This window comes from Paenibacillus sp. J31R122, from assembly GCF_056269185.1.
In genome coordinates this window covers 195353-220557 of record NZ_JBWDNM010000003.1, presented here as the reverse complement: position 1 = coordinate 220557, position 25205 = coordinate 195353, and the positions used below count along the sequence as shown (strand labels likewise).

At 42.0% G+C, this 25205-nt stretch carries 18 protein-coding genes and 1 pseudogene; 1 reads left to right on the top strand and 18 read right to left on the bottom strand.

Going from position 1 to position 25205, the window contains the following annotated elements:
• Positions 1-150: 150 nt before the first annotated feature.
• The 14 genes and pseudogenes from AC0YN7_RS07235 to AC0YN7_RS07170 all read right to left on the bottom strand — a co-directional run bounded on the left by AC0YN7_RS07235 (position 151) and on the right by AC0YN7_RS07170 (position 15312).
• On the bottom strand, positions 151-1473 hold the full coding sequence (locus tag AC0YN7_RS07235; RefSeq protein WP_475809285.1) for an MATE family efflux transporter: 1323 nt from the start codon (positions 1471-1473) through the stop codon (positions 151-153).
• 207 nt (positions 1474-1680) lie between these two features.
• Positions 1681-1923 carry a DUF1801 domain-containing protein gene (locus AC0YN7_RS07230; protein WP_475809501.1) on the bottom strand — a complete coding sequence of 81 codons (243 nt, stop codon included), beginning with the start codon at positions 1921-1923 and terminating at the stop codon, positions 1681-1683.
• A gap of 2 nt (positions 1924-1925) precedes the next feature.
• Positions 1926-2018: pseudogene (locus AC0YN7_RS07225) on the bottom strand (Lrp/AsnC family transcriptional regulator); the annotation flags it as partial.
• A gap of 130 nt (positions 2019-2148) precedes the next feature.
• A complete protein-coding gene (locus AC0YN7_RS07220; RefSeq protein WP_475809284.1) occupies positions 2149-2772 on the bottom strand; it encodes a hypothetical protein in 624 nt (207 codons plus the stop codon).
• A gap of 211 nt (positions 2773-2983) precedes the next feature.
• Positions 2984-3772, bottom strand: coding sequence for a DUF817 domain-containing protein (locus AC0YN7_RS07215; RefSeq protein WP_475809283.1), 789 nt, complete (start codon positions 3770-3772; stop codon positions 2984-2986).
• Between the two features lie 474 nt (positions 3773-4246).
• A complete protein-coding gene (locus AC0YN7_RS07210; protein ID WP_475809282.1) occupies positions 4247-4558 on the bottom strand; it encodes a hypothetical protein in 312 nt (103 codons plus the stop codon).
• A gap of 266 nt (positions 4559-4824) precedes the next feature.
• Positions 4825-5541 carry a hypothetical protein gene (locus AC0YN7_RS07205; protein WP_475809281.1) on the bottom strand — a complete coding sequence of 239 codons (717 nt, stop codon included), beginning with the start codon at positions 5539-5541 and terminating at the stop codon, positions 4825-4827.
• Entirely contained in the window at positions 5538-6410 is an 873-nt protein-coding gene (locus tag AC0YN7_RS07200) for an ABC transporter ATP-binding protein (protein ID WP_475809280.1), read from the bottom strand. The genes AC0YN7_RS07205 and AC0YN7_RS07200 overlap by 4 nt, the downstream gene beginning before the upstream one ends.
• Positions 6407-6772: a GntR family transcriptional regulator gene (locus AC0YN7_RS07195; RefSeq protein ID WP_475809279.1), complete on the bottom strand. Its 366-nt coding sequence runs from the start codon at positions 6770-6772 to the stop codon at positions 6407-6409. Before AC0YN7_RS07195 ends, AC0YN7_RS07200 begins: the two co-directional genes overlap by 4 nt.
• Positions 6773-7509: 737 nt before the next feature.
• Positions 7510-8247, bottom strand: coding sequence for a pyruvate formate-lyase-activating protein (pflA, locus tag AC0YN7_RS07190; protein ID WP_475809278.1), 738 nt, complete (start codon positions 8245-8247; stop codon positions 7510-7512).
• A gap of 36 nt (positions 8248-8283) precedes the next feature.
• Positions 8284-10554 carry a formate C-acetyltransferase gene (gene pflB, locus AC0YN7_RS07185; protein WP_475809277.1) on the bottom strand — a complete coding sequence of 757 codons (2271 nt, stop codon included), beginning with the start codon at positions 10552-10554 and terminating at the stop codon, positions 8284-8286.
• A 24-nt stretch (positions 10555-10578) separates the two neighbouring features.
• A complete protein-coding gene (gene mobA / locus AC0YN7_RS07180) occupies positions 10579-11175 on the bottom strand; it encodes a molybdenum cofactor guanylyltransferase (protein WP_475809276.1) in 597 nt (198 codons plus the stop codon).
• A 23-nt stretch (positions 11176-11198) separates the two neighbouring features.
• Entirely contained in the window at positions 11199-13805 is a 2607-nt protein-coding gene (gene adhE, locus AC0YN7_RS07175) for a bifunctional acetaldehyde-CoA/alcohol dehydrogenase (protein ID WP_475809275.1), read from the bottom strand.
• A 640-nt stretch (positions 13806-14445) separates the two neighbouring features.
• Complete coding sequence (locus AC0YN7_RS07170) at positions 14446-15312, bottom strand: AraC family transcriptional regulator (protein WP_475809274.1); 867 nt, start codon at positions 15310-15312, stop codon at positions 14446-14448.
• Positions 15313-15635: 323 nt separating this feature from the next.
• Here AC0YN7_RS07170 and AC0YN7_RS07165 point away from each other — a divergent pair, with 323 nt between their 5' ends.
• A complete protein-coding gene (locus AC0YN7_RS07165; RefSeq protein WP_475809273.1) occupies positions 15636-16562 on the top strand; it encodes a phosphotransferase family protein in 927 nt (308 codons plus the stop codon).
• Between the two features lie 273 nt (positions 16563-16835).
• Here AC0YN7_RS07165 and AC0YN7_RS07160 read toward each other — a convergent pair whose 3' ends face one another.
• The 4 genes from AC0YN7_RS07160 to AC0YN7_RS07145 form a co-directional block, all read right to left on the bottom strand.
• Complete coding sequence (locus tag AC0YN7_RS07160) at positions 16836-19736, bottom strand: endo-beta-N-acetylglucosaminidase (RefSeq protein ID WP_475809272.1); 2901 nt, start codon at positions 19734-19736, stop codon at positions 16836-16838.
• Positions 19737-19780: 44 nt separating this feature from the next.
• Positions 19781-21454, bottom strand: coding sequence for an extracellular solute-binding protein (locus AC0YN7_RS07155; protein ID WP_475809271.1), 1674 nt, complete (start codon positions 21452-21454; stop codon positions 19781-19783).
• 82 nt (positions 21455-21536) lie between these two features.
• Positions 21537-23198 (bottom strand): response regulator, encoded by a 1662-nt coding sequence (locus AC0YN7_RS07150; RefSeq protein ID WP_475809270.1) that lies wholly within the window; start codon positions 23196-23198, stop codon positions 21537-21539.
• Positions 23195-24937, bottom strand: a complete 1743-nt coding sequence (locus tag AC0YN7_RS07145; RefSeq protein WP_475809269.1) for a sensor histidine kinase — start codon at positions 24935-24937, stop codon at positions 23195-23197. The genes AC0YN7_RS07150 and AC0YN7_RS07145 overlap by 4 nt, the downstream gene beginning before the upstream one ends.
• Positions 24938-25205: the final 268 nt, after the last annotated feature.

Sequence of the window (25205 nt, the reverse complement as noted above, 5' to 3'; positions counted from 1 at the left end):
ACGGATATGCTGTTTTAAGTAAAGTAGATTTAGAAGGCCTTCCGACACCCATTTTGCACCTCAGAAAGAGGCTGTCCCAAAAGGTCAATTGACCTTTGGGACAGCCTCTGATTATTTGACGTTTTATATCGCAAGCCGTTCCATACACGCCTATATCAGCTTATGTCTATACCACTTGTCCCCTTTAAATCGCCATGCGAAGATCAATCCGCGTATGCCCCATTCAGCGACCATAGCCAGCCATACGCCCATCAGACCAAATTGAAGGGTAATTCCCAAAATATAGCCGAGAATGATACGGAACAACCACATCGAGAGCAAGGATGCGATCGAGGTGAATTTTGAATCCCCGGCTGCGCGTAATGCTGATGGCATAACAAAGCTTAATGACCACAGGAAAGGTTGTGCTATCGATATCAGCAATATAAGCGAGAATATCGCAGGGACAATCTCTTTTGGCGGAGAGTAAATACTGACTAGCAATGGATAAAAAGGCAATATGATAGCCGTTACCAGCACGAAAAATACGGTGGAAAGGCCCATAAAGGATTTAATAAATTTCCTTGCATCCTGGATATCTCTTCGCCCGATACACTGCCCGACAACTGTTACAACGGCAACGCTCAGTGCAGTTCCCCCGATTTGAAAAAGCATCGATAAGGAGTTGCTAATCGCATTGACCGTTATGGCTAATGTCCCTAATTGTACAATAAACGTTTGTGTTAATAATTTTCCTCCATTGAAGAACATTTGCTCCGCTGCAAATGGAATTCCGATGAACATAATTTTTTTTAAAATTGTAAAATTAACTCGCAGTGCATTGCTTATTTTAAAGCGGAGCGTCTGATTATATTTCAACAAATAGATTAATGAAGCAGCCATACCCAATACTCTAGCTAGAATCAATGAGATTGACAGTCCAATGACTCCCATATCAAATAACTTAATTAGTACAATGTTAAAACCAAAATAAGATAAATTCAAAATTAACGATAAGACCAGACAAGCCTTAGTCTCTGCAACACCTCTCAGAACGCCGGTCACAGCTTGATAAATGGCAATAAACGGATATGAGATACAACTGCCTATCAGAAAAATCTTCGCGTTGTGTAATACATCGGAATCAGCCTTGCCAAAAAGCAGATTTAAAGCGGATGTATGAAATAATATAACGAAAACACTGATCACTAAGGATACAATTGCTACCGCGGAAATGGCTTGCGATGCAGCCTTAGATACCATCTCTTGATTTCCGCTGCCTTTATATTGCGCCACAATGACTGTACCGCCTGTCGCAATAGCGACAAACAGATTAATAATGAACATATTAATCGAATCTACCATACTCACTGCACTGACAGCTGCAACGCCAGAAGAACTTATCATCGCTGTATTCATTAGACTTATCAGGACGATGAAAGCTGAATCCACAAATATGGGAATAATAATGGCGAAAACTTGTTTGTAATCCATTGAGTTTCCCGTGAAATATTTGTTTAATAAAGAAACGCTTTTTTGTTGAATACTTGATCCTATTCTAAGCAAAGCATCATCACATCTTTTCTTGAACTCTGTAGAGAGAGAACTCTCGTTGTCTAACTGCTTCGCATTATTATACCACTGCTATGCTAAGTACACGATTTTTTATTACATAAATCAGGTTTAGAGGAATATACCACTTCAATTATTTAGGTAAGTTTCTCTCAGAAACTTTATAGATTGGTTGATTAGTGCTTTTAAAACATCAATATCAATGTCTGCTACTTTGTTGATGTAGAGGCAGGCTTTTCCTGACGTATGTTTTCCGAAGTCCCGCAGCAACGTCTCTCGTTCCGTATCACCTGTCGCAAAATACAAGCTGATCTTTGCTTTTCTAGGTGAAAATTCTGTCGAAATTGAATTAATGCTACAGTAACATCGTATATTTACTTACTAATTATAATAGATAACTTATAATTAACATGTTTGTTTAATTCGATTAAAAATAAGTCTAATTCATGGTTGGATGGAAACCTACACGAAGGGTCTTTCCAACAGCATATTAGTACCTGACGATGGAGAATCTATCTCTTTATAATCCTTACTCTGGTCTTGGTTCAAAAAAAACGCAACCCTTATCAGGTTGCGTTAAATGTCTTTCCACGCGTTTTAGTCCAAGCCGTGTTCATTTCGAATATCGTACAAACCTTGAACCAGCAGTTCCCCAGGATCTCGGTTCAGCTGCAAATGTGTTAACAATAGATGCAAAGGAATCGCGCATACGTTATTTCCTTCTATGATCGTTGGAAATCCAGCTTCAAAAACCGGACCATGACTTTCGTTCCACGCTAAACCCGCATGTACCTGCTCTGGAGCAAACTCTTCACTTACAGCTTTTATACATTGCGGAACGAGTATTTTGTCGATTATCGCTTTAGCCTCGTCTTCGCTTGAAGCCGGTTGTGGAAGGGATTTCCCACCCTTGATTTCCATAAGATCTACGAAAAATGAAGCCATCCACACTGCAGGATCATTGCCCGATTGGAATCTGGCGATTAACTCGCGTAGAAAAAAACCGCAGGAATATACACTATCCAATTCGTCCTTAACATGAAATACAAAAACCGGGCCGTAAGCTTCCAAATTCAACACTTGTCCTTCAACGTCGTTAAACTGCCTTTTTAAAGCAACGAGGCCATTATGGTGGACAGCCTTTATAAGCTCTGCCCAATTCTCCTCGGTCATAGCAGTTTGCTTGCTGTTTGCTTCCTCGTTTATTGTCTCATTGTTCATTTTCACAGCTCTCCTGTCTCTTATCATACCATCTAGTCAGTTGCACCTCGTAATTCGCTCGGTAACCTTTCTGCAATCCTGGCATGTATTCCTCATTTGATTACTTCCATTATAGGCATGTATCCATTAATCTAGCAATCACTCTACTATAGCAAAATTCCTCCAACTAAAAAAACAACTTACGAAGTACTCGAATTCTTCTAAGCTGTTCTCAAATTAGGGAACATGAATCGTTCTTTGTACGACCAGCTTTAACATATTTAAGCTGAGCCACGATGATGACACTAATGATTACCAGAAGAAACCACGAGCTGATCTTACTGAAACTAACCATCTGCCAGGCTTGCTGCTGATCAGGGTATTTCCAAGCATCAAAAAATGTGGCTATATTCTCCGCTAACCAGATAAAAAAACCTACAAGGATAAAAGCAAGCGTTAAATGCATTCGATAAGTTGTAGTCCGTACTCGAAATATAATCCGTGTTTTCCAGAAGACAATAAACACAAGCGCCGTCAGCCACCAACGAAAATCGGGAATAAAGTGATGTGTGAAAAAGTTTAAATAGATGCCCCCTCCAAGCAGCACCGAAGGCGTAAACCCAGGCCAGTCTGTCATGTCCATTCGTAGTCTCCGCCATACCTGACACATAAAGCTTGCTACACTTGCATACATAAATCCGCTATAAAGCGGGACACCGAGCAGCTTTGTATAGCCAGGCTCAGGATATGCCCATGATCCCATCCATACCTTATATAATTCCAGCAACAAACCAATAACGTGAAATATACAGATTACTTTAATTTCATCACGTGTCTCTAATCCGCTGCGGTACATAAAGTATTGCACACCAAGCAGTATCAGTAGAATGGCATCATATCGATAAATGAAAGGTAACTCTATTACGCCTGAGAGAGCTAAAGTTCCAAAGATCGCAACAGGGAAAATACAGCTCATCGCCTGATGATAGCCAAAATGCAATAGTTGAATGATTGGTTTCAATTATGTTTATCTCCTCTCCATGCCAGTTATCAGTTTTAACTCAAGAATAAAGGCGAAATCACTTTTTAAAAAGAGAAAATTTCTCGTTTAATATTTCTTATTTAACGTATTTCTTAATGGATAGCTGTCCTGTATAGAAGCATCCTGCCCCTGTCAGCCAACAACAGAAGTCAAACACTTTAGATAGAGCGTAAAGATAAAAAAAACGACATCTCTGTCGTTTTGAAGGTGCTCTCGCGGCTGAAGCTGATGTTTCTGCCACTATCATTGGAATGAATTTCAAACCCAAAACCTCGTTAGTAGCTTCAGCTATCAATTGATGTTCCCGGTATTCCAGCTATACTCGTATTCGACTCCTGTCAAACCTCACCGTTAACGATTGACTTGATCGTCAACGATAATTCAAACCTACGCGAATGATTTTACCTAGATTTGTCACACATGGGCTCAGCTGAAGATCTTCTTATCTCTATTCTAAAACCCACCAGTAAATCGTAAAGTACCAAACAAATCCGGAACATGATAGTTAGCAATCCCGATCTGAGTCCAAGCTTGATAATGCCGCATCCCGCTTCGATCATCATCGATGCGGAAGAAGTTCACTCTCCACTCCGTTCCATGAGTGAGATACTGCTTAAAATTCGGAAATGGAATGGTGAGCGTGTAAATCCTTTTCTCACCCACCACATCAACTGAGGTGACAAGGCCCTTCGTTTCCCAGTCGTGATCCAGCGTGAATGCAAGTGGATCGTCCTCATTATCATGAGTAACCCAGACGTCGAACACAACATTGTTAGGGCTAACTACAATTTCAGCATATTCCTTACCGAGGCCTGTATCATCTATGAAAATCTCACAAACGTCCTGATCCTACAACGGGTCATTTCGGTTCTTAAAATCAGAGATACTGCAAAAGTGCCGTTATATCAATACTTTCTCACCACCGACACACAGCACTCCACATGACTCGTCAGTGTAATCTTGCGATACAAAACTATTTTAATCGGTCTGTATGATGGTTCTAGGCTACCCCTGACTCTTTTTCCCAACGATCACCTCCCTTTCTTCGGCCTAGGATGCAATGGCGCATGGCGCATCATCGGATAAGTGGCGAATAAAGCAGCCAGACTCACGAACCCAATTAAAGTAACAACCTCCATGGCATTCATCTCGATCGAATACCCATTGAATATGCTTGAGAGAATTTTTCCGTAATATAGAAATAAACCGAGGATCGTCACGGACATGAACATGACCAAAACGCGCGTGAATCCCACCCTGTACAAAATTGCGCTTATGAGAAAAGTAAATCCAAATAAAGCAAAACCGACCATCAAGTCAACCCACAAATAAGAGAAAAATTGATACTCTTGCAGAAATAGTCTCGCAGGATGCAGGATTTTCGCTTCAACCATATACTGCTTAAACACGGTCACCAACACATATTGACAAATATTCAGGCACAATATGGTCAATGAGATTGCAGCCAAACTTACGCTGTAAAACACTTTCATGAATTGTACACGCGTGCTTCCTGACGCTATTGCAAGTGCAAAAAGCTGCTTGAAGCCAATAATTGAGAATAAGGCAATAAAGAAATACGCTGGCCCTGATATCGCAGCAATTGTAGTATCATTAAGTTTGAAGATAATTGCGAGGATAATCCATACGATAGTTAGTGGGATGGTTATGAACAGCAGTAATAACTTTCCATAATACCAATATACCTCCTCAAACACTAATCGAAATACACCCTTCCATGAACTCATGCAATCACCTCCGTATCTTCTGTAATATTCAGCAAGTAGTCCTGCAAATCTACTTTGTCAATCGACAATCCAAGATTATGAGCTTGTTCCTTCCACTGCTTCGTGTATGGAACATCAAGCATGACTCTGATTTTTGACCCAAGTGCAGTTTGCTCCAGCACCCTATGATCGTTGACGATGCTCATTATCGTATTCTTTTCACCAGCAAGCCATATTCCTTTCTCGCGAAGGTCTTCAATCGGTTGATGAAGCAACAGCCCACCATTATGCATAACAATCAATGCATCACATAGTGGTTGGACTTCTTCGATATGATGCGTCGAAATCAGAATGAGACGAGGCGTTTCCTCATGGCTTTCTCTTAATGCTTGATACATTTGTTTCCGCACCGCGGCATCCAAACCATTCGTCGGCTCGTCAAGTATCGTCACACTCGCATGGCTTGATAGTCCAATAATAAACTGGAGTGCGGACTTCATCCCTTTTGACAGCTTGGATATTTTCTTGTGTTCATCCAGTTTGAAGGTTTTAACTAGTCTGTCCGCGGTAGCTTGATCCCAATTGGCGTTGAAGTACCGCCCGAAGCGAAGTGCGTCATGCACGCTCCAAATCGCACTAAACGGATGATCCTCTTGCATATAGCATATATTCTGTATAATTGCAGAATTGCCGTACGGTGCTGAACCATTAATTTCAATAGCTCCACAATCAGGCCGTAGATGACCAGCAAGAAGCCTCATCAGCGTTGTTTTGCCTGCACCGTTACGCCCCCATAATCCCGCGATCACTGGCTCATTCTCTTCGAATGAGATACCTCGCAGAACTGAAACTTTATCATATGAATAAGTTACCTCGTTTACACGAATCATTCATTCTCCTCCTCGATCAATTGAACAACTTCTTGCACACTTAAACCAATTTTTTTCGCTTCTTCTAATAGTGGCATAATATATTCTTCACGATATTGCTTCTGCCGTTCCTTTAGTAATTGCAGCTTTGCTCCATTCTCCACAAACATGCCGATGCCGCGTTGTTTGTAAATAATCCCTTTATCTGCCAATTCCTGAAGACCTCTTCGGACAGTCGCCCGGTTAATGTTATAGAAACGCGACAATTCATTCTCGGATGGTACTTGTTCCCCTTCCTTCAGTTGTCCTTCTACAATCTCATCCATAATCATTTGGGCAATCTGCTGAAAGATCGGCTGAGATTCATCTAATGTCGTTTTCATCAATAACCGCCTTTCCGATCTAACAATCGAATACTTGTATGGTTGGTTACCCATATATACAACTATACATGTCATGAGAAATTTTGTAAATAGAACTTTATCTATGCGTGTCCATTGCAAGACTCTCCCCTTCATTGCTACTTCACTTTGCTGATTTACTTTCTGAAGATGCCCATTCGATGAAGCAGGTCGCAGAGGTTAGACGCATCCCAGCAATCCTGAAAAAGCAAGAAAGCCGACCTAAAGGTCGACTTTCTTACTTCTATATTGCTATTGGTAGTAGTAAAACAGGTAATGGTGTACTCCTAGCTGAGCTAAGCCCCCTGTTACCCATAAGCAATACAATTGAACGATGCTGTCACATCTCATCTATTCCTTGCGAACCATCAATATTGGGCACTCTACATGTCAGGAGTGCTGAAAAATCAATACAAAAAAACGACCTTTCGTTGCCTATCTTCGAACGCCAAGTTGTCCCATTCCTATTTTATATTCAGTCCTTCCGCAGGTAGTTGCAGCAGCCTACGTACTATGACTTCTGCTGACTTCTGTACATTCAACATGACTTCACAAGCCGCCGGCTTCCTTCAGATTCCACCTCACGATGGACACCCTTGCCTTAAGCTATGGCTACTATTGCCTTCGCCATTCGGAACTTTAACCCTAGAGATAGCGCACATACTGGGCGCACACAAAAAAAGACGCGCAATGGTTGCGCGTCTTAGATAATACGGTAACTAAGAACGATATGACGCAAGTTTTCGAGCGTCCTCGATTATTTGCCCCGCACGTTCGACTTCCAGATCGCTGGGCGTTGGTACTCCTTCTAGCTCATAAACCCGTCCAAGCTGCTGCCATTTATATACGCCCATACGATGATATGGCAGTAATTCGAATTTCTCAACATTAGCAAGCTGTCCCATAAATTCACCTAATGCGATCAAATCCTCAGGTTGGTCTGTAATACCCGGAATAAGCACATGCCTGATCCAAGCCGGCTTATTACGCTCTGACAACCATTTGGCGAATGTTAGTATCCGATCATTAGGCTGTGTAGTAAGCCACTCATGCTTTTCTTTATTGATTTGCTTCAAATCAAGCAATACAAGATCTGTATAATCGATAAGTTCGCTAGCGTTAGTCGTATCGCAAAATCCTGAACTATCCAATGCTGTATGCAAGCCAAACCTTTCCTTGCAAGCTTTAAACAGTTGAGCGACGAATGGAGCCTGAAGGGTTGGTTCTCCTCCTGTAACTGTTATCCCCCCGCCAGAACCCCTGTAGTAAGGTAAATAGTGCTCAATCTCCTGGAGGATTTCATCGACAGTTACTTGTCGCCCTGTTGCGGTATCCCATGTGTCAGGGTTATGGCAAAACCGGCATTGCAGTGCGCATCCCTGCATGAACAGGACAAAGCGTATACCGGGGCCGTCCACGGTGCCGAACGTTTCCATGGAATGAATGCGACCTTTCATGCAGGCCACGCTCCTTTCGATGATAGATTCAAGTTGTTAGATTTTCCCATGGAACGTGCGGCTAATGACATCCATTTGTTGTTCTCTTGTCAACTTAATGAAGTTTACGGCATAACCCGATACACGTATCGTAAGCTGAGGATAATTTTCTGGATGCTCCATCGCGTCCATAAGCTGCTCTCGATTAAAGACGTTGACATTGAGATGATGACCGCCGCTTATCGCATAACCGTCCAGCATTGCAGCAAGATTGTTGTAGCGTACATTGTCTTCTTTGCCGAGTGCTTTAGGAATGATCGAGAATGTATTCGAAATACCGTCCAAGCTGTGTTCATAAGGAATTTTTGCGACCGAAGCCAGTGAAGCGAGCGCCCCTTTTCGATCACGTCCGTGCATAGGGTTGGCACCTGGAGCAAAAGGCTCACCAGCTTTGCGGCCGTCTGGCGTACTTCCCGTTTTCTTTCCGTAAACGACGTTTGAAGTAATCGTAAGCACTGACAATGTCGGAATCGCATTACGGTACGTCTTATGCGTGCGAAGACGGGCCATAAATCCTTCTACCAGCCCAATAGCTATTTGGTCAACACGGTCATCATTGTTGCCATATTGCGGGTATTCACCTTCGATTTCGAAGTCAATCGCAATTCCCTTTTCATTACGAATAGGACGAACTTTCGTGTAACGGATGGCGCTTAAGCTATCGGCTACAACTGATAATCCTGCTATACCGCATGCCATCGTTCTTACGATATCTCTGTCGTGAAGCGCCATTTCAATTCGCTCATAGCAGTACTTATCATGCATGTAGTGAATGACGTTCAATGTATTCATATACAGCTTTGCAAGCCAATCCTGAACGATCTCGAAGTTTGCCTTCACTTCTTCATAATCAAGCACTTCCGACGTTAATGGTTTAATAGCCGGACTGATTTGAATGCCAAGTGTCTCATCTACGCCACCGTTTATCGCATAGAGCAATGCTTTAGCAAGATTGGCACGTGCACCGAAAAATTGCATTTGTTTCCCGATACGCATAGCAGATACACAACATGCAATTCCATAATCGTCTCCAAAATGCGGACGCATAAGATCATCGTTTTCGTACTGGATCGAGCTAGTTTCGGCCGAGACGCGTGCACAATACTTTTTGAAGCTATCTGGCAACGCTGTTGACCAAAGAATCGTCAAGTTAGGTTCAGGCGCAGGTCCGAGATTATAGAGCGTATGAAGGAATCGGAACGAGTTGCGCGTCACATATGATTTCCCGTTTAGCCCCATGCCGCCGACAGCTTCAGTTACCCAAGTTGGGTCTCCGCTGAACAGCTCATTGTAATCTGGCGTACGTAGAAATTTCACAATTCTCAGTTTCATAACAAAATGGTCTACTAGCTCTTGAGCATCGTGTTCTGTTATTGCGCCTTCTTGTAGATCACGTTCGATAAAAATGTCTAGGAAGCTGGATACACGTCCAAGACTCATCGCTGCTCCGTTTTGTTCCTTAACTGCGGCAAGATAGGCAAAGTATAGCCATTGTACAGCTTCATGCGCATTGGCAGCAGGTACAGCAATATCGCAGCCATACGTAGCAGCCATTTGCTTCAATTCGGCTAGACTGCGTATTTGCTCGGAGAGCTCTTCGCGAAGTAATATGACATTCTCTATCATATCGTCTTCTTCTAATTGGAGAAGTTCTTCTTTCTTAGCTTTAACGAGGCGATCAACACCATATAGTGCAACTCTGCGATAGTCTCCGATAATCCGACCACGACCATAAGCGTCTGGCAAACCTGTGATGATGCCGGCTTTACGCGCAGCGCGCATATCAGTCGTGTAAGCATCGAAAACACCTTGGTTATGCGTTTTCCGCAGTTCGGTAAATATGCGCTCAATCTCTGGCGATAGCTTATAACCGTAAGCTTCACAAGCATCAGCTGCCATTCTTACTCCGCCAAATGGCTGAACGGCACGTTTCAATGGAGCATCGGTTTGCAATCCAACTATCTTTTCTTTATCCTGATCAATATATCCGGGTTCATGCGACGTAATGCTGGATACTGTATTGACATCAATATCGTGTACGCCGCCTCTATCCCGCTCCTCCTTGAGCAGCTCACTAACCTGTGCCCACAGCGCTACGGTATTTTCCGTTGGGCTTGCTAAGAAGCTTTCGTCACCTTCATATGAAGTAATGTTTCTTTCAATAAAAGATTGGACGTCGACCTTTTCCTGCCAGTTCCCTGCTGTAAAACCTCGCCATGCCACTTGTGTTTCAGTCTGCTTCATGATTTCCTTTTCTGTCTTAGCCATGACTTAACACCTCCATTTTGTACATCAAGATTGATACTGAGATAAGCGATAATAATCGTTCTCGTCATGAATAGTTCGGGTGAAACGACAATCGATTCCATGCTCGTTAAAGGTGGATTCTCTCATCTTTAGCCAATTGAGCTTATGCAGCAGTACCGAAGCTTCATTATTTCCACTGCTAAGCTGATCCCCGATCTGATCCACACATGAACGATCAAATAGTCCATGCAGAGGGTGTGCGCGGCCATCCACCCAAGGGATAACCGCGTCTATACCTTCACGCTTCTGAGATAAAAGCAGGTTTGCAGCATCAGCTGACGGAAAAGGCATGTGACAGCCGAGTATCCAGACATCTATATTTTTAGAGAGTGCGAGTCCTGCATGTATGCCGCTTAATAAGCCATTGCCTACAAAGTAATCGGTAATAATGCGTATATCTCGATCAACGGAACGAAGAAACGGCTTCGGATCATTCGTAACAATCGTAATTTCACTGCAGATGGTCTGCATCTCACGAATTTGTTTCTGCAACAAGGTCTGTTCTTCTAGTTGAAGAAAAGCCCGATTCTGCCCATTGACACCAATGTGATCGCCACCTGCCAATATAACGCCAGATATCATGGGTATTACTCCTTTCCGGAGGGTCAGAATTTGCCGTAGAATGCATTCCGGTAAACGTCCGCAAGTTCTGTTACAAGCGGCATACGCGGATTGGCGGTTGTACATTGATCCTCGAAGGCACGGTCGGCAAGATAGTCAACTCTTTCTTCGAAATCGGTTGGGTCTATTGCTAGGTCTTGGAATTTCTCTGGAATACCGAGAGATTGGTTCAGCTTGCGGATCGCTTCAATTAAGCTGTTAACTCCCTCTGCGGTTGTCCGGGCAGGCAATCCGATGATGCGAGCAATTTCTGCATAACGTTCATCAGCAATGAAGTGGCTATATTTAGGGAATGAAGTGAATTTTGTCGGTTTTTGTGAGTTGTATCGAATAACGTGCGGCAACAGTATCGCATTCGTACGACCATGTGCCGTATGGTATTGACCACCCCACTTATGCGCTAAGCTATGGTTGATACCAAGGAATGCATTTGCAAAAGCCATACCGGCAATTGTGGAAGCATTATGCATCTTCTCCCTAGCTAATGGATCTCCTGTATGATAGGATTTCTCCAGGTTTTGGAATACAAGGCGAATCGCATGAAGCGCTAGTCCATCTGTATAATCACTCGCCATTACCGACACATACGATTCAATTGCATGAGTAAGTACGTCCATTCCAGTATCTGCTACTGCTATCTTCGGAAGACTGTACACAAACTCAGGATCTATGATGGCTACGTCTGGTGTCAATTCATAATCAGCAAGCGGATATTTGGTATGCCCTTCATTCTTGTCAGTAATGACCGCAAAAGATGTAACCTCAGAACCTGTACCCGATGTCGTCGGAATGGCTACAAACTTAGCTTTATCGCCCAAACGCGGATATTTGTAAATCCGCTTGCGAATGTCGAGAAACTTCTGTTTCAACGAATGGAAGCTAGTTTCCGGGTATTCATAGAAGAGCCACATTGCTTTCGCCGCATCCATTGGTGAACCGCCGCCTAGTGCAATAATACAGTCAGGCTTAAAGCTATCCATTACTTTTGTGCCGCGTTCAACCGTTTCAACGGATGGATCTGGCTCGACGTTAGCGAACACTTCAATTGCGACAGGAGTTGATCGCTTCCGCAAATAGTATTCAAGCTTCTCTACATAACCAAGCTTAACCATCATCTCATCTGTGACTATCAGAATACGGGAGATATCAGGCATTTTCTCCAAATATTGCGTAGCGCCTTTTTCGAAATAGATTTTAGGCGGTATTTTGAACCACTGCATATTGACGGTCCGATAAGCGACGCGTTTGATGTTCAGCAGATTCACCGCTGATACGTTCGAAGTCGTCGAGTTGTGTCCGTAAGAGCCGCAGCCAAGCGTTAGCGATGGCAAGTTTGTATTGTACAGATCTCCGATAGCGCCATGCGTCGAAGGCGAGTTTACAATGACACGGCCAGTTTTGAGTTGACTAGCATAAGCATGTATAACTCCATCATTGTTCGAATGGATAACCGAGGAATGGCCTAATCCTCCAAATGCTACGATCTCCGCTGCGCGTTCAATGCCCTGCTCAGCTGTCTTCACTTTATAGCAGGCCAGTACTGGACTGAGTTTCTCTGCCGATAATGGGAAATCAGCTCCGACGCCTTGTAATTCTGCAATTAAAATTTTGGTATCTGAAGGAACTTCAATACCCGCCATTTCGGCAATTTTAACTGCTGACTGTCCAACGATTACTGCATTGACTGCACACTTTTCACTATTAATCACGAGCTTTGAAACTGCCTCAGTCTCGGCTTGCTTTAGGAAATAGCAGCCGTTATCCTTCATTAGCTTGCGTACTTGGTCGTAGATGACCTCTTCGATGATGACCGCTTGTTCGGAAGCACATATCATTCCGTTATCAAACGTTTTTGATAAGATAAGATCCGTTACCGCTTGTTTAATATCCGCGGACTTTTCAATAAAGCAAGGTACGTTGCCTGGGCCGACCCCAAGCGCCGGTTTGCCAGTACTATAAGCCGATTTCACCATTGCCGATCCGCCTGTAGCGAGAACTAGAGCAACGTCAGGATGATTCATCAGCAGTCGTGTTGCATCCAAAGATGGTGTTTCTACCCACTGTACACAATGCTCAGGTGCGCCGTTAGCTACTGCAGCATCACGTAATGTTTTCGCCGCTTCCGCACTGCTTTTTTGCGCGGATGGATGAAAGGCAAAGATGATCGGATTGCGCGTTTTCGTTGCAATAAGGGCTTTAAACATCGTAGTTGAAGTTGGGTTTGTAACAGGCGTTACCCCAGCAATTATTCCGACAGGCTCAGCTACAAGGCGGTAATTTTCGAATGCATTCTCCTCAATTACACCAACTGTTTTGTTGTACTTGATACTATGGTAAATATATTCCGTCGCAAAGATATTTTTCGTTATTTTGTCTTCATACACTCCACGGCCAGTTTCGTCAACTGCCATCTTCGCAAGCATCATATGTTTATCCAGTCCGGCAAGCGCCATAGATTGGACAACCCGGTCGATCTGCTCCTGATTCATAGATAGGAATGCTTCCTGTGCAGCTCTTGCTTGCGAGACTAGTCTGTTCACTTCCTCTTGTGCGGAACTTTCGCGATCTAATTTGACTTCTTTAACAGCCATCGGCTTCTCCTCCTTGGTGATCTTCTTAGGAATCTTGCATCTCCTTGATGGTTTAATCATATCGAAATCACTATTTGCTAACCATGACATTAATCACAATGAACTGTATTTATCTGCAAAGAATATATTTATGAGAAGAAATAGTCCATATCCGTCAAGATTTGTTCAAATGGAGATTTAGAACGAAGCGCCGCCAAAGTGGGGAAAGCAGAGGAGGCAAAAAGACGAGTTGAAGAAAAAAGACGGAGTACGCCACGTATGAGCATGGTTATGTTTATATAAGATTCAAGATATATCAATAGATTGTAACTGAATTACGATATTTTGTAACAACAAACAACATAGCTAATTACCCCGTCCCATGATATTGTCTCTTCTGCTCAATACAAAAAATAAAAGAATAGTTATTTTTCAGGATATAGCACATCAGGCTCAGCTTGACTTTCGTACCATCAATATTACACATTCTACATGAGTGGACTACGTAGTGTCGGATTCTTTCAAAAAATAAAAGTGCCCGACAACCCCGCAGATTTTATAATCCCTTATATTAGCCGAGTGCAAAAAAGGATGGGGGACGGGGGCTTGGACACGAAATGCTCAACATATGTTCTAAGCTGCTGATTATTAGCGGAACGGTTTACTTTTTCTCTACAGGGATCCAAATTTCGCTTTTATAGTTTGGACTATTAGTATCACTATTTGTAAAGAGAATTTCAGGACCTTCTGCAACTTGATAATCAGATGAAGGAAACCATTCAGCATAAATTCGTCCCCATACTTCCTGCATGTTGGCGGGATTACCAAGGACAGTGAAAATTGCCCAAGTAGAGGCTGCAACATGAAGAAAACCCAGACCTAATAAATCTTTTTTTGTTGTTGCTACACCGATAAGATGATCAAGTTCAGCCTTTTCCTCATTTTCTCTTTCCCTAATATTAAATGAAGCACTATATCCTCCAAGAGGTTCAACATTTGCAAGAAATTTCAGCTTGGAGTAAACGTCACCTGTTATTTTCGTCAACATTTCTGTTATAGCAGGATTTTCTCCTTTATAAACGAGAGGGATTCTTTCTTTAATACCTACAATTGTAAATGCTTCTTTTTTTTCAATTCGATAATTTAATTCGCTTCCTCCGGTAATGGTTAATTGAAAAGTCATGCGCGGAAAAGATTTCAAGGATTTCCCGGTTTTATTAACCTCGGAAGGGTTAATACCATGTAATTGATAAAAAGCTTTCGCGAACGAATCTGGTGAATGATAGCCATATTTGATGGCAACGTCGATAACTTTCATATGTTGCCCCTTTAATTCAAAACCAGCCATGGTTAACCGTCTTCTTCTAACATATTCAAGTAACGTAATGCCTGCTAAATAGGAAAACATTTTTTTGAAGTGAAATTCTGAACAGCGAGCTATTTTTGCTACTTCAGCCATATCTATATCATTTTCAAGGTTCTCCTCAATACAGGTTAAAGCATCGTTCATATGTTTCAGTAAATTCATGTCTTACACATCCTGTCCCTGATTATCATAACTTCTATCAAAGAAATGCTCTCAACAATTAGTATTTATTGTATAGGGTCTTTATTCTAACTAAGTTTATTACTGTTGATCCGACAAAAGAAATATCAGAATTGTCGGGAACGATGTTGGTAAAGTTGCTAATGTTTGTTTAAGAAGGGAGCTTCTTAAATGAACTATTTTTCCACGGTGTTGCCTGGTTTAGAGCGCTTTAGGAGAATTGATAGACGTTTCTCAGCAGCATCAACTATGAATTAATGAAGACGAGAATCAGCATACATTGTAATAAGGGAGGATGGGAATAGATGACTGTATACGAAAAACCAACATTGGAAACTTCGGAAGTGGAAGTTGTGCTGAGTAAATATTTTGGTTCGAATGTGATTGGGGTAACGCCATTAAAAGGGGGTAATTTAAGCGCTGTATTCTCCTTTTCGGTTTTTGATAAGGAATACGTTATTAAATTTAGCAACTTAGCAGGGAGTTTTGAAACTGAAAGATTTATTTCAGGCCTCTTAACATCACAGGGAATCCCGTTTCCTTCTTGTCTCGGGCTAGGTAAATTTAAATCATTTAACTATCTAATTTCAGAAAAGATCAGTGGACTCAATCTGGCAAGTTGCTCTCCTGAGCAACAACGCCAATTGCTTCCGGAGGTCATTCAACTTCTAACTCGGATGAACCACGTTGAGTTAGGTAAAACACACGGTTATGGATTCATAAATACGAGCGGGAATGGTATATATAATTCTTGGAGGGAACATGTAGTTGCTATTAATGCAGAGGATCAGGCGGGCACCTTCTGGGATGGGTGGTACAGCTTATTCAAAACTTCTTGTCTGGAGAAAGATGTGTTTGATGAATGTTATAACCGTTTATTGGCCTATTCCAGCTATAATGAACCACATCGGTATTTTATTCATGGTGATTTTCATCAGTTTAATATTTTATCTGATGGTCAACGTATAACCGGTATTATCGACACTAATGGTAAATATGGTGATTTTCTTGTCGACCTTGCAACATTAGACTGGCACTTGAGGAAACTTGATGTGATCCAGGAATACCAGAGTTATCAGCAACAGGTTGGCATTTCCATTCCTAATTTTAAGGAAAGAATAATTGGGGCAAAATATTACAATGGATTGATCGGATTACGCTTTTATGCGAAGATGGGATGGAATGATGCTTATTTCGGACTTCGCGAAGAGCTTTTAAGATTGACCAATTAATACTTATATGAAGTTCCGCTAAAGGATACGATAGTAAAACTGTAAATTGGAGAGCCCTCATATTCTGATGGCTCTCCTTATTAATTTTTTTGTAGCAGTGCTCCGATCTCTCGACATAATCCCAACCCACATTTGCTCATGGTGATCTGAACCCGTAAAAAGATCGTCCTACAGACAGCACAAAGCCGCCACCCTGCTAAGAGTGACGGCTTTGTTGTGAATGGCGAATACAATATCAGTACAGGCCCTTCCGAATCAATCTTTAAGTTTATCTTACTTGTCGGCTAGGGTTCCAAATGGAATTTCCACCGGCTCAGACTTATTGCCGCTGAAGTCTTCCAGCACCACTTTAATTACGCCAGAAGTACCCTCAACTTTGAGTTTGGTTAAATCGTCGATACCTCTTATAGCATAAGCTTTCCCGTCCTTAAAGGTGATTTGTCTGCCATCTTGCCATGCATACAAATGCCACCAGTCATTGGATGTTGGGCCTGACAATTTAACATAGGAACCGTTCATGGTTGCTACGCCTTCGTATACATCGGAATTATTATCTATTAACACACTAGTTTCATCCGTGTAAGTGATCACTTTTCCCTTAGCATCCAAAAGCGAGATTCTAACGGTATACGCACTTCCATCTGTATAAGGAATTTTAATTTTAGCTGAATCCGTTCCTTTTTTCAAAGTAGTAGAATATACATCATCGTGTGAATAGTTTAAGCTCACATCTACTTTTACCTGTTCATGCTTCAAGGAAGGTGTGTTCCACGATACGGAAATCGATCCCTCGTATTCTTTCGTTTCAATGTTTTTAACTGATTTGCTAAAATCCTTTTTAACCACGGCTGGCTTACTTTCACTTCCGTCAGCGCCAACTGCGGTAACTTTAATTTCTACATTACCCTTAGGATCGTATAAAGACTTAATATAAAATGTGTCGTCATAGATTCCGCCCAAGTATACTTCTCGACCATCATCATATTTCGCATATACATTGTACTTCTGTACTTTGCTGTAGTCTTCCAAATCCCATGAAATATACATTTCGGAAGTATCAAAGGATTTATCAATTTTCAAACCTGTTGGAGCTTCAGGCTTAGCCAAAGTGCCATCCGTAATTTTGATTTCACCAATATTGAATTGATAATCTTTAATCGTACCTTCTTCCGGTGTAAATGCCATACCGAAAGCGGCTAAGGTTCTACCAGCATAAGCGGACAAGTCAAGATTCTTTTGAACCCATCCCTTGGTCATTTTGTTAGCACCACTTGGAATTTGAACGTATTCCACTTTGGATGGAGCGTCTTCAAAAATCAATCCTACTTTAACGCTGCTTGCATCGGTAGCAGATGGTTTATTATACGTAATGTTTAACTTGGACGTTTTTTTAATATCCATTTTAGTCTTGTAAAGATTCACAAAGTTCGTTGCATCCAGATCACCGAAGACTACTAAAGAACTGCCGCCATTATACGCACCAACCTGAGTATAGTCATGTCCTGCGCTATATTTCTTTCCATAGTCGAAATCTACATTTAACCGTGTGCCTTCTGTATCAATGCGCCATTGCCATGTTGGCAAGTAATCTTGGATATTAATGTTTGCCCATTCATGATTATTCGAAACTTGACCGTCTACAAAATACTGCATACCATGTCCGGTATTAAAGTTGGTGTTAAAGTTTGAACCGTCAATAACGGATCTTTCCGAGATAAATGCTGCCAGACCTGGCCAAGTCTTAAAATCCTTACCCTCGAGATCCTTACCTTCGTTTGGTATTGCACGGTTTGGATCATTGGCAGTTTTAACAGGGTCAGGGGTAGCATTTAGAACTGCACCAACCAATTCATCATGAGTCATGTCAGCTGAATCAAGCGTACCTTTTCCTTCAGCATATGTTGGAGCATCAGCTGCACCTGAATACCATGTTCTTTCTCTTGCCGCAATATATTTGTAGTAATCGGGGTTGCCACGTCTGTTTTCTGTGTATTTATTAGGTCCAGAATGACCAAAGAGCTGTTCATCCAAATGCTCAAAGGCCGTAGAGCTGCCCAGGGAAGCTATGCCTGTTCTAGGCACCAAGTTTTCATCGTAAGTGTTGTATAACGATCCACGCATGCCGCTAAACCCTGTTTGACCGGCTTCGAACGTATTAAACACTGTATTTCTTGGATCTAGACCTAATGACTTCATGGTTTCCACGGAACCGTCCACCATTGCTTTACTTGGGTCCGGATTCATGTACAGAGAATGAGCAGCAACGGTTTCATCGCTAGGGTCCTTGACCCAGTTGCTGAATTCCTTCGCGTTTTTATTATAGTAATCTATTTTACCCCATTTACTTTCGTTCTCCTGACCATAAAGATTAGAAGCATAGACTTGAACGTAAATCCCCTGAGAAGTCATGGCACGAAGAAACTCTTCATATACCGGCATAAAGCTGGCAGGAAGTTTTTCTTCCGCATTCACAAAGTAGCCGTCAAAGCCGTAATACTTAGCCATTTCAACAAATTTATCCGCGAGTGGGAATCGTCCATTTTCGTCTTTATAAATAAAGTCATCCGTATGCTCTGTTCTTGGGAAGAAAATAGCACCTAAAGCTTTAACACCGTTTTTATGAGCGGCATTGGTATACGCCGGGTTAGGAATATTCAGCACACCAAACTCATACTCACGCTCCCACCAATCGGCTTCAGGATTAAATAGCGAGTCCGGTGTTGGGTTCGTCACTACACCATGCCAGGATGCCGTATAATCAACATATTGCCAAAAGTTAAATAGATATTGGGCGAATTGATCATTATAAATGGTTGGATTAAAAAACTCGTTGCCATAATCACCTGTTAAGAGCAAGCTTTGAACTTCCTGATCCAACATAGGATTAGCCTGTGTTGGTTTAAAAGATTCATTTCGTTGCTGAAGCGGCACTTCGGCTCTCATAAATTCATAGTACTCATCTTTTTCAGGAGTCCAATCCAGGATATCCTGTTTTCTGTGTCCATGATAAACGGGTTGATTTTTACCCTTATAGCCTTGTTCATCTATGCGGGGAGGGAGAGTATCGCCACCGGCCTGTACGACCGCAGCGTTAGGGAGAATCATACTAATGGATAAGATGGATGCTGCAGCAATAGTCACGTGTTTTTTGAATTTTACTCTTTTTACTCTCATAGTTACATACTCCTCTTTTTATATTTATATAGTTTGTTATTTTACTATTTGTTCTGCGCGGCCTTCCACGCATTAACTTCATGCGTTATTTGCTCTCCGCCTAACTTCAGCCAGTCCTGAGTGAATTTGTCGAATTGGTCGATAGGAATCGCACCATAAATAATTTCAGTAAAAATTTCGGTTTCCATTTTCTCTAAGGTGGCTTTCTTCTCTCCCATCGTATCAGTCAACGCACCACCATAGCCTTCGGATACAATTTTCCCGTTATTCCACAGTTGCTTCAGAACCATCATTGCTCCTTCGGGACCGTTCTGATATGTCTCGCCGTAGAAATTCAAATCTCCTTGACCAAAAGCTATGATCTTATCGTAGGTAGACTTTTCCTCTGGATTTAAATGGAATGGATCGCTTTGCTTTAGCGCGTCAGATACATTTTGTGTCCGCTTCAAATCTTTGTCCGGAGCGACCATATCCACAAACGCGAATTTTGCCACCGTAATGCCTTCGCTGTCTACGCCATATTTCAAGTAATCCGCAGAAGGGCCATACAGCTTTTCCATAAATAAATTAGCCATTTTAACCACGATTTCGGGATGATCGTAGCCTTTTTTGACAACAAAGTAATAATTTGCTCCAAAAGGCAACTGAACCGAAGCATCACCGCCGTTCACGGATGGGATCGGATAGGCTCTCCACTCGGCGTTAGGGTTCTTCTTCTTGTTATCCTGAAGCGGCCATTGAGAAGCCCAGCTAGGACCAAAGAGTAGACCTACACGGTCATTCACGATCGATTCCGCCACTTTGGAGGCATCTTTGATACCGAATTCCTTGTCCAACTCACCGGATTTATACATTTCCGCTAATTGTGCAAGCGCGACTTTGACCTCAGGCTGAATACTTCCGTACACGAGATTCCCTTCATCATCTTCCATCCATATGGTCGGGAAAGCACCATAGGCATTAAAGAAGCCGTTCAGGGAGGGATAGCCATTAACTACATCTTTGCTCAAAGCCACACCGAATGTATCCTGCTTGCCGTTACCATCCGGATCCTTTGTTGTAAACGATTTCGAAGTGTTCATCACATCCTCCCAAGAAGTTGGGGTTGGAAGATGAAGAGCTTGCATCCAATCTGTCCGTAACCACATCACCGACGTTTTAGCGCCGATCATTGGTTCGGTTTTCGGCATGGCAAATAATTTCCCATCAAAAGTAGAGGACTGTAACGCCATCGGATCCTGTTCGAAGATGTTCTTTACGGCAGGTGCTGCATATTGCTTATACACATCCGTGAGATCTTCAATCATATTGGCCTCAACCAGCTGTTTCAATTGGGACGAATTCACCATCATCAGATCCGGAATATCCCCCGACACGATCGAAACATTTAGCTTCTGCAAATATTGAGCGTCGGTCCCTTTTACAATCCAATCGTATTTCAGGTTAATTCCTATCTCCTTATAAAGAGATTCCCAAGCATTTTGGGTCTCCGACTGGCCTGAGGGATACACAACGTCTTGCGTAATGAATTTCACTGCCGTGACATCAATCGACGGATCATACTTTCCCTGTGGGTCTACTTTTGTTTCCCGTTTGATGACCGTAACCGAATCGACCGATTCGGCGTTCTTGGTTTCATTTTCAATACAACCAGATAATGTAACTGTGAAAAATAATAGAATTGACAGCGAGAAACATATCAAGTTTATTTTTTTCATATCTAAGATCTCCCACAACGTTATTATAAAGTCCGAATGTGTGCATAAACTAGTTTCCGTTTGTTACATTTGTATCTTTTATTTACTCACTGTGCTTTCTTTTGAGTTCCCTATATTCTTGAGGCGTCAAATTCGTAGCCTTTTTGAAAAAACGATGGAAATATTGTGATGAGAATAAACCAAGCTCCGCTGCAATTTCATGAACTTTCAGTTGATCCTGCTCCAAAAGCACCTTCGACTTTTCAAGCCGAACATCATTTATGTAGTTCGATAATCCTTGAAACGTCAGTTTCTTGTAAAGCCTGGACAAGTAGGAAGGATTACGGCCTACGACCTCACCGATTTTCGTCAGCGACACATCGCCAGATATATGTTTCGTAATGTAATTTTGAATTGTGCTTATCAGTTCATGTTCTTGCAGATTCACTCCTGTCCGTTTTTGATCAAAAATTCTCCTTGCGATCAACATAAATTCTTCACTGATCTGGTGCCAGGATTCAAATCGTTCAATCTGTGTAAACTTGCTGAGGTCCCTCTCGTTCGAAGAGTCTCCTACTGCTTCCTTCAGGCTATGAGGCAAAAATACCGAAACGATTAAAAAATATAATTCCAACTGGATCTCACTCGGAAACGAGTCCGCTTTAGAGCCAAACCGCAGCAACTCCTCCAACGTATCAAAAAAGCAATCCTCATGTCCGTTTACGATGCACGCTTTTAAGTACTCAATTTTATGTAAATGTACAGAGGAGAGGCTTCTCTCGGCAGCAGAGTCCTTATCATTAACCTCATTAGGCTGTTCTTGCAAAATCACTTCTTTCACCATACCCGGCCCGCTATAGAGCATCAAGTTCAGTAGATCGAATTTCGGCGTAAGTGCAGCCCACTCTACAACATCCGCAGCGAGTACAAGAGAGACGGGGCATTTTAACAGCCTCAAGTATGTCTCTTGGATTTCCTTCAGCTTATCTCTGACGAAAGCGATCGTTTGGGTCCATGCTTCCGGTACTGATTCGACATCAGCAGGTTGGAGGAAGAAGACCATCTTATTTTTTTCATAATTCATCGCCAGCGACAGTGTTAAGGGCATCAGTAACTCTCTCGTAATATTGTCGAACGCATAATAAAATAACGACCGGTCTTTTGCGCTATGAATGTCTCTCCAGTCATCAATTCGTACAATCATGAGCAAACAAGGTAACCCAGCGGAAAGCCCGATGTGCAGTTCATCGAATTTCTTATGAATAGCATCTAGTGCTTTATAATCCCCCTGCAAGATTTCGTTCATATATTGCTGCTGCATGTATGGAAGAGCTTTCAGATTTTGCTGCTTGGCATAAATTAAAAGGGCGTTGATATCCCTCTCCTCTTCTAATTCTTTAGCCGCACGAAGGATGGACTCTACAATTTTCTCATTCCCTTCCATTTTTAGAATATAATCCACACTTCCTTGACGAGTAGCTTGTTGAATATAGGAAAAATCACTATAACCGGTTAAAAAAATCACTTTGGCTTTCGGCCAATGCTTCGTAATCTCTTGGTGGAGCTCCAGTCCACTCATGCCCGGCATGCGTATATCAGAGAGCACAATATCGACTTTGTGTCGTTCCAGACAGTCCAGAGCCTCCCGCGAGGTAGATGCCGCATGAATATCCAGTTCGATGTTCGTGATACGTTCGCATAATCGAACCAGTCCGTTTAAAATCAGCGGCTCGTCATCCACAATTAATATGGAATACAACATCATCTACCATCCCCTTTCAATATGAAAATTCTCATTATCACGCCTAACCCACCCATTTCATTTCTATATGCTTCAAGCCCTGATTGGGAGCCAAATTTAATCTGCAATCGCCGATGTACGTTAACCATCCCTTTCGTTTCGATCCCGGATGCAGCCGCCATACCGAGTCTATTAGTTATTTGCAATAGCTCCTCATCCGTCAACAATCTGCCGTTGTCTTCAAAACGTATTTGGAGCACGTCCCCCTCTACGCTATTCGATATGTTCAAAATGCCGTCCGAAGCTCTGGACTCCAGTCCGTACATATACGCATTCTCAATAATAGGTTGCAATATCAAACGCGGTACATTCATCGCTTGAAAGGTTTCCGATATTGGATCGAGCTTCACCTTAATGCGATCTCCAAATCGCATCGATTGAATGTTGATATATGCCTCAGCATGTCTCACTTCCTCATATAGCGGTAATTCTGAGTTGGCGTTCCTAGTAATGAATTGAAAATAATGTCTTAAGTAATTTACAAACTCCTTGGCTTTTTCCACATCTTCAAATTCAATTAATTGGTACAAAATAAAAAAACTGTTATACAAAAAATGAGGATTGATCTGGGACTGCAGCTGCTTGAGCTCGGACTGCTGAGTGCGTATTTGATGCTCGTAGACTTCATGGATCAATGATTGAATCTGTTGTACCATCTTATTGAACTGATCTGATAAGTCCTTAAACTCGTCACGGCTCTCCTGCGTGATCCGAACAGTTAAGTCTCCTTGTTCCACCTTACCAAAGGCGGTTACCATCTTCCGCAGCGGATTGCGAATAGCTTTAAAAATCCAGTAAGGAAAAAGAATAATAACCATTACAGACAGCACAAATAAAATCCAAAAAATCGCGTTAAACTTGGCAAATTCACTAAAAATAAGCTTTTCAGGCGTAACTATCGCCAGCTTGATCCCGTATTCCGGTGACTTTTGCATCGAAACCAAATATCGATCTTCGTGATATTCGACGACTTCGCTGATGTTCGAGTTCCCTTGCTCTCGCTTGAATAAGCTTGTCAGCTCATCGTTTAATTCATTGATTTCAAGATTCATGATATAATTGTCGCTGCTATAGAAATACAATATGGCTTCTCCCTGATCTACCACATTGTTCAAATCTTTTAAGATCTTCTCCTGATTCACTTCAACTTCAATCATGTATGCCGGATCTCGGTCGGAGAAGGAATCATCGGGGTAGAAAGAATTAAGCAGCAGCTTATTGCCCCGCCACTGTAAGGGAGACAGCTGGTACCTCGTCTTATCACGAATCTGCTGCATCTGAGAAACTGTAACCCCGTCTTCAAAACCATCGGACTTGATTCGTTTGTTTATTGAAGGAATATAAGCGGTTATGTCTGCAATATAGGAGCTGGAATTTCGAATCAATGCCAATTTGCTTTCCAGCCGTAAAATGGATTGTCGCAGTTCATTTTGCGACAAGACAGGCGCTATCGTTCCCAGGGTCATTAAATCCTCGTCCACAACGAGGGACTTCATAACTTGATCCATCTTTTGAATCTCATTGGTTAATGAGTCCGAATAAAATTGGACATTATTCTCCATCGATTTCCAAATCTGTTCCCTGAGACTGCTGGCCACTTGTTGGTTCAGGAATATACCCAACATATATACCGGTAATATAGCTATCAGAAAACCTATGAGTAGCTTTGGATAAATGGTAAACCATTTTCTCTTCACTTTCATGATCACTTCCTCCTAAAAGTTGCTTAAAACACATGATGATATCTTTCGAAGTGGTACGAAAGTCAATTAAATCCCATTAATACCCATAAATAAATATATAAACAAGAGCATCAAATCAGTAATCATTAAAAGAAATTCCATATTTCATTATTTTATTTTCTATCTAATATCGAAATCTATGAAAAAATGTTGTGATCTTGTGAATATTTAAAGTTCATAGAAGCATTAGAAAAACACCTGTACATTGTAACAGGTGTTTGGGTTAATG

What these genes read in the sequence shown, in the direction of transcription:
- AC0YN7_RS07205 (WP_475809281.1), bottom strand. Translation starts at nt 5,541, where the DNA reads ATGAGTTCATGGAAGGGTGTATTTCGATTAGTGTTTGAGGAGGTATAT.
- AC0YN7_RS07220 (WP_475809284.1), bottom strand. Translation starts at nt 2,772, where the DNA reads ATGAACAATGAGACAATAAACGAGGAAGCAAACAGCAAGCAAACTGCT.
- AC0YN7_RS07200 (WP_475809280.1), bottom strand. Translation starts at nt 6,410, where the DNA reads ATGATTCGTGTAAACGAGGTAACTTATTCATATGATAAAGTTTCAGTT.
- AC0YN7_RS07155 (WP_475809271.1), bottom strand. Translation starts at nt 21,454, where the DNA reads ATGAAAAAAATAAACTTGATATGTTTCTCGCTGTCAATTCTATTATTT.
- AC0YN7_RS07145 (WP_475809269.1), bottom strand. Translation starts at nt 24,937, where the DNA reads ATGAAAGTGAAGAGAAAATGGTTTACCATTTATCCAAAGCTACTCATA.
- AC0YN7_RS07150 (WP_475809270.1), bottom strand. Translation starts at nt 23,198, where the DNA reads ATGATGTTGTATTCCATATTAATTGTGGATGACGAGCCGCTGATTTTA.
- AC0YN7_RS07165 (WP_475809273.1), top strand. Translation starts at nt 15,636, where the DNA reads ATGACTGTATACGAAAAACCAACATTGGAAACTTCGGAAGTGGAAGTT.
- adhE (WP_475809275.1), bottom strand. Translation starts at nt 13,805, where the DNA reads ATGGCTGTTAAAGAAGTCAAATTAGATCGCGAAAGTTCCGCACAAGAG.
- AC0YN7_RS07195 (WP_475809279.1), bottom strand. Translation starts at nt 6,772, where the DNA reads ATGAAAACGACATTAGATGAATCTCAGCCGATCTTTCAGCAGATTGCC.
- pflA (WP_475809278.1), bottom strand. Translation starts at nt 8,247, where the DNA reads ATGAAAGGTCGCATTCATTCCATGGAAACGTTCGGCACCGTGGACGGC.
- AC0YN7_RS07235 (WP_475809285.1), bottom strand. Translation starts at nt 1,473, where the DNA reads ATGGATTACAAACAAGTTTTCGCCATTATTATTCCCATATTTGTGGAT.
- AC0YN7_RS07170 (WP_475809274.1), bottom strand. Translation starts at nt 15,312, where the DNA reads ATGAATTTACTGAAACATATGAACGATGCTTTAACCTGTATTGAGGAG.
- AC0YN7_RS07160 (WP_475809272.1), bottom strand. Translation starts at nt 19,736, where the DNA reads ATGAGAGTAAAAAGAGTAAAATTCAAAAAACACGTGACTATTGCTGCA.
- pflB (WP_475809277.1), bottom strand. Translation starts at nt 10,554, where the DNA reads ATGGCTAAGACAGAAAAGGAAATCATGAAGCAGACTGAAACACAAGTG.
- mobA (WP_475809276.1), bottom strand. Translation starts at nt 11,175, where the DNA reads ATGATATCTGGCGTTATATTGGCAGGTGGCGATCACATTGGTGTCAAT.